12 protein-coding genes are annotated in these 12192 nt (G+C 75.3%); 5 read left to right on the forward strand and 7 right to left on the reverse strand.

Annotated features, from left to right (window positions below; genetic code table 11):
* Positions 1-3: 3 nt before the first annotated feature.
* The 7 genes from AC0ZLC_RS25660 to AC0ZLC_RS25690 all read right to left on the reverse strand — a co-directional run bounded on the left by AC0ZLC_RS25660 (position 4) and on the right by AC0ZLC_RS25690 (position 7497).
* Positions 4-417: an NUDIX hydrolase gene (locus tag AC0ZLC_RS25660; RefSeq protein ID WP_476754323.1), complete on the reverse strand. Its 414-nt coding sequence runs from the start codon at positions 415-417 to the stop codon at positions 4-6.
* A gap of 64 nt (positions 418-481) precedes the next feature.
* Entirely contained in the window at positions 482-1672 is a 1191-nt protein-coding gene (locus tag AC0ZLC_RS25665) for a CHAD domain-containing protein (protein ID WP_476754324.1), read from the reverse strand.
* Positions 1653-4019, reverse strand: a complete 2367-nt coding sequence (locus tag AC0ZLC_RS25670) for an RNA degradosome polyphosphate kinase (protein WP_476754325.1) — start codon at positions 4017-4019, stop codon at positions 1653-1655. Before AC0ZLC_RS25670 ends, AC0ZLC_RS25665 begins: the two co-directional genes overlap by 20 nt.
* A 169-nt stretch (positions 4020-4188) precedes the next feature.
* On the reverse strand, positions 4189-5166 hold the full coding sequence (locus AC0ZLC_RS25675; RefSeq protein ID WP_476754326.1) for a hypothetical protein: 978 nt from the start codon (positions 5164-5166) through the stop codon (positions 4189-4191).
* Positions 5163-6188 (reverse strand): ABC transporter permease, encoded by a 1026-nt coding sequence (locus AC0ZLC_RS25680; protein WP_476754327.1) that lies wholly within the window; start codon positions 6186-6188, stop codon positions 5163-5165. The genes AC0ZLC_RS25675 and AC0ZLC_RS25680 overlap by 4 nt, the downstream gene beginning before the upstream one ends.
* A complete protein-coding gene (locus AC0ZLC_RS25685; RefSeq protein ID WP_476754328.1) occupies positions 6185-7084 on the reverse strand; it encodes an ABC transporter ATP-binding protein in 900 nt (299 codons plus the stop codon). Before AC0ZLC_RS25685 ends, AC0ZLC_RS25680 begins: the two co-directional genes overlap by 4 nt.
* Positions 7081-7497, reverse strand: a complete 417-nt coding sequence (locus AC0ZLC_RS25690) for a GntR family transcriptional regulator (protein WP_476754329.1) — start codon at positions 7495-7497, stop codon at positions 7081-7083. The genes AC0ZLC_RS25685 and AC0ZLC_RS25690 overlap by 4 nt, the downstream gene beginning before the upstream one ends.
* Positions 7498-7698: 201 nt before the next feature.
* Here AC0ZLC_RS25690 and AC0ZLC_RS25695 point away from each other — a divergent pair, with 201 nt between their 5' ends.
* Genes AC0ZLC_RS25695 through AC0ZLC_RS25715 form a run of 5 tightly spaced genes read left to right on the forward strand, consistent with a single transcriptional unit; the run spans position 7699 to position 12176 of the window.
* Entirely contained in the window at positions 7699-8241 is a 543-nt protein-coding gene (locus AC0ZLC_RS25695) for an RNA polymerase sigma factor (RefSeq protein WP_476754330.1), read from the forward strand.
* Positions 8238-9098, forward strand: a complete 861-nt coding sequence (locus AC0ZLC_RS25700) for a cupin domain-containing protein (protein WP_476754331.1) — start codon at positions 8238-8240, stop codon at positions 9096-9098. Before AC0ZLC_RS25695 ends, AC0ZLC_RS25700 begins: the two co-directional genes overlap by 4 nt.
* Positions 9095-9985 carry an ABC transporter ATP-binding protein gene (locus AC0ZLC_RS25705; RefSeq protein WP_476754332.1) on the forward strand — a complete coding sequence of 297 codons (891 nt, stop codon included), beginning with the start codon at positions 9095-9097 and terminating at the stop codon, positions 9983-9985. Before AC0ZLC_RS25700 ends, AC0ZLC_RS25705 begins: the two co-directional genes overlap by 4 nt.
* Positions 9982-11526 (forward strand): ABC transporter permease, encoded by a 1545-nt coding sequence (locus tag AC0ZLC_RS25710; protein WP_476754333.1) that lies wholly within the window; start codon positions 9982-9984, stop codon positions 11524-11526. Before AC0ZLC_RS25705 ends, AC0ZLC_RS25710 begins: the two co-directional genes overlap by 4 nt.
* Entirely contained in the window at positions 11523-12176 is a 654-nt protein-coding gene (locus tag AC0ZLC_RS25715) for an ABC transporter (RefSeq protein ID WP_476754419.1), read from the forward strand. Before AC0ZLC_RS25710 ends, AC0ZLC_RS25715 begins: the two co-directional genes overlap by 4 nt.
* Positions 12177-12192: the final 16 nt, after the last annotated feature.

Consider the following 12192-nt stretch of genomic DNA (forward strand, 5'->3'; position numbering starts at 1 on the left):
GCCCTAGGGCAGGCGCAGGGCGGCGAGCAGGGCGTCGACCAGGTCGCGGTCGCGCGGCCGGGTGAGGTGGTCGCGGGCCGCGGCCGGGGGCAGCCACAGGATCCGGTCGACCTCGCGGTTCGGCGTGAAGCCGCCCCGTGTCGCCTCGGCGGCCCAGTAGCGGACCTCCTTGGGGCGGTCGTCGACCACGTAGTGCTGGACGGGCAGCACGGCGCCCGGCTCGGCGGCGTACCCCGTCTCCTCCCCGACCTCGCGCAGCGCGCCGGCCAGGGGGTCCTCGCCCGGCTTCAGCTTGCCCTTCGGGTGGGACCAGTCGTCGTACTTCGGCCGGTGGACCAGGCAGAGCCGCAGTTCGCCGGTGCCGGGCGCGCGGCGCCACAGGACGCAGCCCGCCGCCCGGATCGTGGTGTCGGTCATGGGGTGTTCGGCCTCCTCCCGCCCGCCGCGGCCGGTGCGGCCGTGCGCGGCTCGGTCCCCGCGGTCAGGCGGTGCTCACCGCGGCCTTCTGCCAGGACTGCTGGAACGCGAACCGGGCCGCCTCCACCTCGTGCCGCTGGTCGGCGTGGAGCACCCCGAGGGCGTAGGCCGTCGCCGGGGCGATGCGCGGGGTGCGGGCCGCCGTCGCCGCGGCCGCGGCCGCCTCCGCCGCGTCCCGGTGCTGGTTCAGGGCCCGGCCCGCGTTCAGCAGGCGGACGTCCACCGGGCCCTGCGCGCCGTACAGGACCTCACGGGCGTAGCGGTGCAGCCGCAGCAGCAGGCGCACCTGGTGCCAGGGGGCGTCCTGCGGCTGGGGCGCGGTGTCGGCGGAGAGGCCGTGCACGAGGGCCTCGGCGTTGTAGGGGTGGCCCGCGGTGATCAGGGGCAGCGCCGTGACCGCGTCGCACAGCCGCTCCTCGGCGGCGGCGGCCGGGCGGCGCAGGTCGGCGGTGGCCGCCGAGGGTGTCAGCGGGACCTCGCTGGCGAGGACGGCGACGTGGTCGGCGACCGCGTGGAAGCGGCTCGAACCGAGCGCCTGGAGGGCCGCCGAGTGGGCCCTCGTCCGGGCGAGGGTCAGCTGGCGTTCCAGCAGCGCGCCCGCCTTCGCGGCGCCCACGGTGAGGTGGCCGCGCTCCGGGACGCCGGGGCTCGGGACGACCGGTCCGGCGGCACCCTCCGGGCCTCCCGCGAGCCGGCCCGCCACGGCGGCGGTGGCCGGCCTGGCGGAGTGGGCCGGCGCCGGGAAGGCCGCCGAGCCCGAGAGGCGGTGCAGGGCCAGCAGCAGGCGCTCCAGCCGGGCCGCGTACGCGTGCTCGTGGGCCAGGGTGCCGGACAGCCAGGCCAGTTCGGGGCGCATGGACTCGGACCACTCGGCGTCGAGCAGCGGCCGGAAGGTGTGCAGGGTGCCGCTGATGCGGCGGGCCGAGCGGCGCAGGGCGCGCGCCGCGTCGACGGAGTCGTGGGAGCCGTTCTCCGCGCCCTTCGGCCGCGCCCGCGCCGCGGGACCGCCGTCGCCGCCGGCCTCCCGGTGCTGGCGCAGCGAGCGCAGGAACTCCGTGGCCTGGGCCCGCAGATAGCCCGCGAGGGCCTCCCCGGTGGGGGCGCCCCGCAGCTCGTCGAGGTCCCCGCCCGCGGGGGCCGGGCGTGCGGAGGGCCCGGTGGCGGGCCCTGCGGGGTCAAGGTGTCGCTGTGCCACGCCGGCGCCTCCGGGCGTCTATGAGCATCTCCTGGACGTTGCGCAGGGGCTGGCCGTCCGCGTCGGTCGCGTGCCGGGTCCATTCGCCGTCGGGGCCCAGGTGCCAGGAGGAGGTCGTGTCGGACATGCCGGTCTCAAGCAGCCGGTTCAGGGACGCCCGGTGGGCCGGGTCGGTGACCCGGACCAGTGCCTCGATCCGGCGGTCGAGGTTGCGGTGCATCATGTCGGCGCTGCCGATCCACACCTCGGGTTCGCCGCCGTTGCCGAAGCCGAAGACCCGGGAGTGTTCGAGGAAGCGGCCGAGTATGGAGCGGACCCGGATGTTCTCGGACAGTCCGGGGACACCCGGGCGGACGGCGCAGATGCCGCGGACCCACACGTCGACCGGGACTCCGGCCTGCGACGCGCGGTACAGGGCGTCGATGAGCGCCTCGTCCACCATCGAGTTGACCTTGATGCGGATGTGGGCGGGACGTCCGGCGTTGTGGTGCTGGACCTCCTTGTTGATCCGCGAGATCAGGCCGTCGCGCAGGGACTTGGGGGCGACGAGGAGCCGGCGGTAGGTCTCGCGGCGGGAGTAGCCCGAAAGGCGGTTGAAGAGGTCCGAGAGGTCCGCGCCGACCTGCGGGTCCGCGGTCAGCAGCCCGAGGTCCTCGTACAGGCGGGCCGTCTTCGGGTGGTAGTTGCCGGTGCCGACGTGGGAGTAGCGCCGGAGCGTGTCGCCCTCCTGCCGGACCACCAGCGACAGCTTGCAGTGGGTCTTCAGCCCGACGAGCCCGTAGACCACGTGGCAGCCCGACTCCTCCAGCTTGCGGGCCCACTTGATGTTGGCCTGCTCGTCGAAGCGGGCCTTGATCTCCACCAGGACGAGGACCTGCTTGCCGGACTCGGCCGCGTCTATCAGCGCGTCCACGATCGGCGAGTCGCCCGACGTCCGGTACAGGGTCTGCTTGATCGCCAGCACGTCCGGGTCACCCGCCGCCTGCTCCAGGAAGGCCTGGACGGAGGTGGAGAAGGAGTCGTACGGGTGGTGCAGGAGGACGTCGCGCTCGCGCAGGGCGGCGAAGATGTCGGGCGCGGACGCCGACTCGACCTCCGCGAGGTCGCGGTGGGTGCCCGCGATGAACTTCTGGTACTTCAGCTCGGGCCGGTCCAGGTGGCTGATGCCGAAGAGGCCGGTGAGGTCCAGGGGGCCGGGCAGCGGGTACACCTCCGCCTCGCTGATCTTCAGCTCCCGGAGCAGGAGGTCGAGCACGTACCGGTCGATGGACTCCTCGACCTCCAGGCGCACCGCCGGTCCGAAGCGGCGCCGCATCAGCTCCTTCTCCAGGGCCTGGAGGAGGTTCTCGGTGTCGTCCTCCTCGACCTCCAGGTCCTCGTTGCGGGTGAGGCGGAACGTGTGGTGCTCCAGGACCTCCATGCCCGGGAAGAGCTCTTCCAGGTGCGCGGCTATGACGTCCTCGATGGGGACGTAGCGGTCCGGGGAGGCCTCCAGGAAGCGGGAGAGCAGCGGCGGGACCTTGACGCGGGCGAAGTGGCGATGCCCGCTGACGGGGTTGCGCACGATCACCGCGAGGTTCAGGGAGAGGCCCGAGATGTACGGGAAGGGGTGTGCCGGGTCGACCGCGAGGGGGGTCAGGACCGGGAAGATCTGGTGGCGGAACAGCGTGAAGAGGCGGGCCTGCTCCTTCTCGCTCAGCTCGCTCCAACGGACCAGGTGGATGCCCTCCTCGGCCAGCGCGGGGGCCACGTCCTCCTGGTAGCAGGCCGCGTGCCGGGCCATGAGCTCGCGCGAGCGGGCCCAGATCATCTCCAACACCTCGCGGGGCTGGAGGCCGGAGGCGGAGCGGGTGGCGACGCCGGTGGCGATCCGGCGCTTGAGGCCGGCCACCCGGACCATGAAGAACTCGTCGAGGTTGCTGGCGAAGATCGCCAGGAAGTTCGCGCGTTCCAGCAGCGGCGTGTTCGGGTCCTCGGCGAGTTCGAGGACCCGCTCGTTGAACGCCAGCCAACTGCGCTCCCGGTCCAGGAACCGGCCCTGCGGCAGCTGGATGCCGTCCTGCACGGTGTCCTCGTAGACGTCGAGATCGGCGTCGAGGTCCGGTTCGAGGTCCGAGACGTTGGCCGCGACGGTGTGCGGCCGGTGGGCGGCGATGGAGCCGACGGAGGGCTGCGGGTGCTGGACCTGTGCCTTGGCGCTGGGCTGGTTCATGGACCCATTCTTCCGCGCCGGGGGCGGAACGGGCGCGTCGGAGCGGGCGGGCGGGAGCGTGAGCGCGAAACGGCTGCTCCCCCGGGCCTTCCCGTTCTCCGGGGGAGGCGAGTGCTCGGGCACGGAGGGGTTCATTCGGTGAGGGTCGCAAGTCTGTCTGAATCGATGGTTACGGCGACATGACGTGCGGGATATCGGGGGGCGGCTCCCGGACGTCTTCACGGACGGGAACAGGTGCGGTGGGGGCCCGCGAGCCCCGGTCCGCTCCCCGTACGGGACGTACGGGACGTACGGGCGGGAGGGCTCAGGCCGTCCGGCGCCTGAGCACCGCGTGGGCCGCGGCCACCGCCAGGGCGGTGAGCGCGAGGACGATCCCGGACTCCACGAGCTGGAGCGGCCAGAAATGGGACGGGGGGTGGTAGGTGACCCGGAAGTCGCCGATCCGGCTGCTCGTCATGCAGCGCTTGATCTCGGCCGGGCCGCCGTACCGCGTGCAGGCGGTGTTGTTGCCGATGCGGGTGCCGTCCGTGGTGATCACGCCGTGTTCGAGGGTCTGGACGCCCGCAGGCGGGTCGAGGGCGCCCCGGCCGGTGAGGGTGTCGGTGGGCCACAGGCCCGGGCGGTAGGCGTTGCCGAGGACGTACACGACGAGCAGGGCGGCGAGGGCGGCGGCCAGGGCGGGCAGCGAGCGGCGCAGCAGCAGGCCCGCGAGGGCGCCGACGGCCAGGCCGCACAGGGCGTGGGCGACCGTCACGGTTCCGTTGGCTTGGAAGGCTTCGGCGTCGTACCAGAAGACCCCGAGCCAGCGCAGTTCCCCGCCGCCGCTCCACATCGTCCGGTGCAGCAGGACCAGGAGCGTGGTTCCCGCGGTGACGAGCAGGGCCGGGACGGCGAGCACCGCGGTCAGCCAGCGGGCCGGGGTGACCGACTGGGTCCAGGCGAGCTGCGCGGTGCCGCTCTCCAGGTCCCGGGCGGTCAGCGTGGCGCCGGCCCACACGGCGACCAGCAGCGGCAGATAGCCGACCGTGAGGGTGCTGACCGCCATGACGGCGTGGTACGGGTCGAGCCAGGGTCCGGAGACGTCGTCGCACAGGTCCGTCGCGGCGGGGCAGGCGGTGCGGTCCCTCGCGAGGGCGCTGTCGAAGCCGGGTCCGCGGGCCCACAGCATCGCCGCGGAGACCACGGTGACCAGCCCCAGCCAGCACCACAGCGCGGGGCGGTGCAGCCGCAGCACGGTCCAGGGCAGGCCCCGGACGGTGCCCCGGACCGTGGACGCGCTCATTGGGCGGCCTCCGTCTTGAGGGCGCCCGTGCCCTCCGTGCGCCGCTTCAGCACCCGGAAGGCGGCGAAAGCCGCGAGCCCGGTGAGGGCGAGGGCGGCGCCGGTCGCCGTGAGCTGGAGGAGCCAGTAGTGCGAGGCGGGCTGGACGTCGCTGTAGTAGCCGGTGACGTCCAGCCGCTCGAAGGTGTCCGCGCAGGCCCGGGCGGGGTTCCAGGCCGAGGTGCAGCGCGGCAGGGGCAGCCGGGCACCGGCGGAGTCGAGGACGCCGCGGCCGGTGGCGAGGCCGCCGTACCAGGGGCCCTGCTCCAGGGAGGTGGTCCGCGTGACGGGCGGCCAGAACCAGGCGCGGTATCCGTTGAGCGCCCACCACAGGGCGCCGGTGGCCGCGGTGGTGACGGCGAGGGCGGCCAGGGAGCGGCGCAGCAGCAGACCGGTGAGGGCACCCGCGGCCAGGGCGAACAGGGCGAGCGCGACCGTGGTCGGGCCGTTGGCCTGGAAGACCAGGAGGTCGTGCCAGGCCAGGCCGTTGCCGCCGCGTCCCGCGTCCCACATCAGGTGGTGCAGCAGGACCAGGAGCGTGGTTCCCGCGGTGACGAGCAGGGCCGGGACGGTGAGCACCGCGGTCAGCCAGCGGGCCGGGGTGACCGACTGGGTCCAGGCGAGCTGCGCCGTGCCGCTCTCCAGGTCCCGGGCGGTCAGCACGGCACCCGCCCAGGCCGCGACGAGCAGCGGCAGGAACGTGACGGTGCAGTGCGCGTACAGGGAGACGTCCTTGAAGGAGAGGTACGCGCCCTGGTCGTACGCGCAGGTGTAGTCGCAGGCCTGGAGGCGCCGGTACGCGGCGACCGCGGGTCCGGCGAGCGCGGCGTACGCCCACAGCATCAGCGCGGCGGCGGCGGTGACCAGGGCCGCCCACCCGTACAGGGCGGCCCGGTGCAGGCGCAGCACGGCGCGCGCCGTGCCGAAGCGGAGGGCCGCGGGACGCGGGGCGGCGGGGGTCCCGGCGGTGGTGAGCGCGGTCATGCGGCGGGCTCCCGGTCTGTGGTGTGGTGGAAGGGGCCGAGGAGCAGGTCGGGCGCCTCGGGGCTGCGCAGGTGCGCGAGCAGCAGTTCCTCCAGGGAGGGGACGCTGGTCTCGCCGCCGTCGGTGAGCGGGCCCCGCGGGCGGACGAGGGCGGTCAGCTGCCGTCCGGTGGTGCGGGACTCGATCACGGTGTGCGGGGCGAGGTCGCGGTCCGGGCCGGTGGTGAGGATGTGCGCGGCCACGAGGTCGTCCAGGTCGCCCGCCAGCCGTACCCGGCCGCCGCCGAGCAGGACCAGGTGGTCGCAGGAGTGCTCCAGTTCGGCGACCACGTGCGAGGACATGACCACGCCGGTGCCCCGCTCGGCGGACTCCGCGAGCAGGACGCCCATCAGCTCGTGGCGGGCCAGCGGATCGAGGTCGGCCATCGGCTCGTCCAGGAGCAGGAGTTCGGGCCGCTTGCCCAGTGCGAGGGCGAGCGCGACCCGGGTGCGCTGGCCGCCGGAGAGGGAGCGGATGCGGGCCTTCGGGTCGAGGTCGCCGGCCGCGGTGATCCGCTCGGCGACCGAGGCGTCCCAGCGGCCCGGGTTCAGCTCGCGGCCCAGGCGCAGTGTCTCGTCGACCGTGAGCTGCGGGTACAGCGGCTTGTGCTGGGCGACGTACGCGATGCGTCCGCGGGCCTCCGCGGGGCTCGTGCCGAGCACCGTCAGCGTGCCCTCGGTCGGCCCTAGCACGCCGGCCGCGAGGGCGAGCAGGGTCGACTTGCCGGCGCCGTTCGGGCCGACGACGGCGCAGACGCGTCCGGCGGGCAGCCGCAGCGCGCACTCCCGCAGGGCCCACCCTCCCCGGCGCCCGAACCGCTTGCCCAGTCCGGCCGCCTCGATGGCGGTGTCGGTCATCTCGGGTCCCCCTCGGTGCTCATGTGCTGTTGTTCCTCGGTGTTCGTGAACTGCTCGAGTACGGAAGTGAAGAGCGCCGCCACGTCCTCCCGGTCCAGGCCCGCCGCGCGGGCCCGGCCCGCCCAGTCCTCCAGCTCGGCTCGCAGCGGCGAGTCGGCCGGGGCGGCGCCCAGCGAGCGCCGGACGAAGGTGCCCAGGCCCCGGCGGGCCTCGACCAGACCCTCGCGCTCCAGCTCGCGGTAGGCCTTGAGGACGGTGTTCGGGTTGATCGCCGTGGCCTCGACGACCTCGCGGGCCGTGGGGAGCCGGTCGCCCGGTTCGAGCAGGCCGAGGCGCAGGGCCTGCTTGGTCTGCTGGACGATCTGCATGTAGGTGGCGACGCCGCTGCGCCGGTCGATGCGGTACTCGACCACTGGGGACAACCACCCTTTCACTAATTGAGTAGTGAAAGGGTGGTGCAAGGGTGCGCCCGGTGTCAAGCGCGACCGGCGGGGGCGACGTCCCCACGTGCGCGGACCGGACGTCGGACGGCGTCCCGAGGTGCGCGGGCAGGCCCGGCAGAACTCCTCGCATCCGTCGTGAACCGATCCGGGGGGCTCGTCCGATGATGGGGCGTGAGGGATACGAGAAGCGACGGGGAGCTGCTGCGGGCCATCGCGGCGGACGCGGACCGCCGCGCCTTCGAGGAGCTGTACCGGCGGTTCGCGCCGTGGCTGACCGCGCGGCTGCGCGGCCGCTGCGCCGACGCCGCGGTGGTCGACGACGTCGTGCAGGAGACGTTCCTCGCCGTGTGGCGCGGCACCGCCCGCTACCGCGAGGAGGGGGACCCGGCCGGCTGGCTGTGGCGCATCGGCTCACGCCGGCTGAGCGACACCCTGCGCGGCGACGGAGCGCGCGGGCGGCTGCGGCAGGCACTGGCCCGGCTGCGGCACCGGGACGAGGCCTCCGCCGAGGAGCGGGTGCTGGCGGGCGTCGAGCACGGCGACCTGGCCGGCGCGCTGACCCGGCTCTCGCCCGAACTGCGGGCGGTCCTCCAGGCCACCGTCGTCGACGGACTCACGACCCGGGAGGCGGCCGTCCTGCTCGGCATCCCGCCCGGCACGGTCAAGACACGGGCCTCACGCGCCCGCAAGCAGCTGAGGGAGGCGCTGGCATGAGCGGACACGACACCACCTGGCACGTGCCGGAGGAGGACCTGCGGGCCTACGCCCGAGGTGAGCTGACGGCGCCCCGGCTGTGGTCCGCCGACGCCCACCTCGCCGCCTGCGCGCGATGCCGGGAGGCCCTCGGCGAGGCCGTCGGACCGGCCGCGCTGGACGCGGGATGGGCCCGCCTGGACGCCGAACTCGACGCCCCGCGGCCCGGACTCCTGGAATCCCTGCTGGTGCGGGCCGGCGTCGCCGACCACACGGCACGGCTGCTCGCCGCCACCCCCGTGCTGCGGCGCGCCTGGCTCGTCGCCGTCGTCGCCGTCCTGATGACGACCCTCGCGGCGGCGACCGCGCTGCGCACCGCGCAGTCGCCCACCCTGTTCCTCGCCCTCGCGCCGCTGCTCCCGCTCGCCGGGGTCGCGCTGTCGTACGGGCCCGCCCTCGACCCGACGTACGAGATGACCGTCGTCGCCCCGACCCACGGATTCCGGCTGTTGATGATCCGCACCGTCGCCGTGCTGGCCACCGGGACCGGGCTCAACGGCCTGGCCACGCTCGCGCTGCCCTCGTACGGACTGCGCGCGGTCGCCTGGCTGCTGCCCGCACTCGCCCTCACCGCCCTCGCCCTCTCGCTGACCCCCCGGCTCGGGCCGGTCGCCGCGCCCGTCCTGACCGGCGGGGCGTGGGTCGGGCTGCTGCTGGTGGCCGACCACAGGACCGAGGGCGTCCTCGCGCCGTTCACCGCGGCCGGCCAGGGCGTCGCCGCGGGCGTCGCCCTGCTCGCCACCGGACTGCTGTACGCCGTCCGCGACCGTTTCGACTCGTCCACCCTCTCCACCCCGACCCACAGGAGCGCCGCATGACCTCCGCCTTCCCGGCCTCCCCGGGGGCCGCCCCCACCGTGTCGGCCGCCGGGCTGACCGTGCGCTACGGCAGCACCCCCGCCCTCGACGACGTGTCGCTGCGGCTCGGGGACGGCGTCACCGGACTCCTCGGGCCCAACGGCGCCGGCAAGACCACCCTGTTGCGGGTGCTCGCCACCGCCCTGCCCGCCGACCGCGGCTCCTTCACGGTGCTCGGCCACGACCCGCGCACGACGGCCGGCCGGCAGGACGCGCGGCGGGCGCTCGGCTACCTGCCGCAGACCCCCGGCTTCCACCCCGACTTCACCGCCTTCGAGTTCGTCGACTACGTGGCGATCCTGAAGGAACTGACGGACCGCGCCGCCCGGCACGCCGAGGTGCGGCGGGTGCTCGACGCCGTCGACCTGTCCGACGTCCGCGCCCGGCGCATCAAGAAGCTCTCCGGCGGGATGCGGCAGCGGGTCGCGCTGGCCGCCGCGCTCGTCGGCGACCCCGGTTTCCTCGTCCTGGACGAGCCGACCGTCGGCCTCGACCCCGAACAGCGCATGCGTTTCCGGGAACTGATCGCCGGGGCGGGGGAGGGGCGGACGGTCCTGCTGTCCACCCACCAGACCGAGGACGTGGCGATGCTCTGCCACCGGGTGATCGTCATGGCCCGCGGCCGGATCCTCTTCGAGGGCACCCCCGCCGAACTGGCCGCACGCGCGGCGGGCCGGGTGTGGAGCAGCGCGGAACGCGCCCCGCACGCGAAGGCCGGCTGGCGTACGGGCACCGGCACCTTCCGCAACGTCGGCGACCCGCCGCCCGGCGCGGACCTGCTCGAACCGAGCCTGGAGGACGGCTACTTGCTCACGCTCGACGGCGAACCGGCGGAGGTCGCGGCATGAGCGCCACCGTCACGGAGACGGCCCCCGCGGGGACCGCGCCCACCACCCGGGACGGCCGGCACCCCCGCACCGCGGCGGTGCTCGCGCTGGCCCGGTTCGAGGCACGCGAACTGTTCCTCCAGATACCGGTGTTCGCCATGCTCGTCCTCTACCTCGCCTACACCTGCTGGCAGTTGTGGTCCGGCCGCGAGCCCATGGACGACTTCCCGGCCCTCCAGGACGCCGACCGGGCCACGCAGGACAGGCCCGTGCTCCTCGCCGTCGGCGTCCTCGTCTGCGCCAACCGCGCCGTCCTGCGCTCCCGCCGGCGCGGCACCGAGCACAGCTTCGGCGTACTGCTCGTGGAGCCGTGGCGGCGTACGGCGGCCCACGCGCTGTCCGTCGTCCCCGTCGCCGCGGTCACCGCGCTGGTGGTCGCCCTCGACTTCACCTGCACGGCGCTGAAGCCCGGCGCGGTCGGTCACGGCTCGCCCGCCGAGCTGGCCGTGGGCCCGCTGACGGTCCTGCTGGCGGGCGTCCTCGGCGTGCTGCTCGCCCGCCTGGCCCCCTCCGCGTTCGCCGCCCCGCTGCTCGTGGTCGGCGGACTGGTCCTCGCCACCCTCCTGTCCGCCGGTCTGAGCGACGCCACCTGGCTGCGCTGGCTGTGGCCGGCCGTCACCGACTCCGGCACCGAACCGCTCCCGTCCGACCTGCTGGGCCGCCCGGCCGCCTGGCACGCCCTGTACCTGGCGGGCCTCGCCGCGGCCCTGGCCTGCGCGGCGGTCCTCGCCGCCGGCGGCCGCACCCGGCTGGTCGCCGTAGTGACGGTCGTCGCGCTCGCCGCCACCGGCGCCGGGGTGGCCGGACAGTCGTCCGGCGAGCCCGCCGGGCTGATCGCGGCCCGGGAGAAGGCGTCCGTCAGCCCGGAGAAGGTGCAGTCCTGCCGCACCCACGGCCGGGACGCGTACTGCGCCTACCCCGAGTGGACCGGCCGGACGGCCGAGTGGGCCGAGGTCGTGAAACGCGTGCGGTCCCTCGCGGGCGGCGGCGCGGCCGGCACCCGGCTGACCGTACGGCAGCGCCTCGACGCCCGGTACGGCCTGGACGCCGACACCGCGCTGGAGCCGTCCCGCACGCCCGGCCGGGTCACCGTCGGCACGCGCTGGGGCGGCACCCGGGTACCCGAGTTCGCCGTCGCCGTCGCCTCGGTCCTGGTGGCGGGCGACGAGAACGCCATGGGCGACGCCTGCGACGCCCGCGTGGTGACGGTCATGTGGCTCGCGCTGGGCGCCGAGTCCGACCCGATGGCCGCGTTCCGGCGCGTCCGCCTCGACGACCGCACCAGCGGCTCGGGCATCGCGCTCACCCCGACGAACCCGCTCGGCATGACCGCCCAGCAGGCCGACGTGGTCCGCGAGCTGCTCGGGAAGCCGCGCTACGGCATCACCGCCAAGGTGAAGGCGCACTGGGCGGAGCTGGTCTCCCCGAAGACCACCACGGCACGGGCGGCGGAGCTGCTGGACGTGCCGGCGCCCAAGGGAGCCGACGAGTGCGGGGCATGATCCGGGCCCTGGTCCGGCCAGTGTCGCGGACCCTGCCGTGGCGGTCACTGGCGGCGGGCGGGGGAGTGGGGCTGCTGCTCGCGGGCGTGCCCCGGATGCTCTCCGGGCCGCCCGACGAGCGGCTGTCCCTGACGCTGCTGCGGGCCGCGATGCTCGCCTGCGCCCTCGGGCTGGTGTTCCTCCTCGACGACCCCGCCCGGCACACCACGGCCGCCGTCCCGGCGCGGCGCCCGCTGCGCACCGGCCTGCGCGTCGCGCTCGTCGCACCGCTCGCCGCGGCCTGGTGGGCGGCGGCCCTCGCCCTCGTGCCGGACGCGGGGCGCCCGCCGGTGGGCGCCGTCAGCCTGGAGGCGGCCGCCGTCGTCGTCCTCGCGCTGGCCGCGGCCGCGGCGGGGATACGCCTCTCGGACGAGGCCGGGCCCGGTACAGCGGCGGCCGTCGCGGTCCTGGTGACGGCGATCGCCGCGCCCCTGCTGGTACCGCGCCGGTGGAGCCCGTTCGTCTCGGTGGCCGACGACCGCTGGAGCGCGGCCCACCACCAGTGGGCGCTGCTCCTCGCCGCCGGGGCCGTCGCCTGGGTGACCTGTGTGCGGGAACCCCGGCGCGGGCGGGCCGGGTTCGGCCGCCGGCGGGCCGCCCCGGCGAGGTAGTCAGTCCTGGCTGCCC

This window comes from Streptomyces sp. GLSS-08, assembly GCF_056387915.1.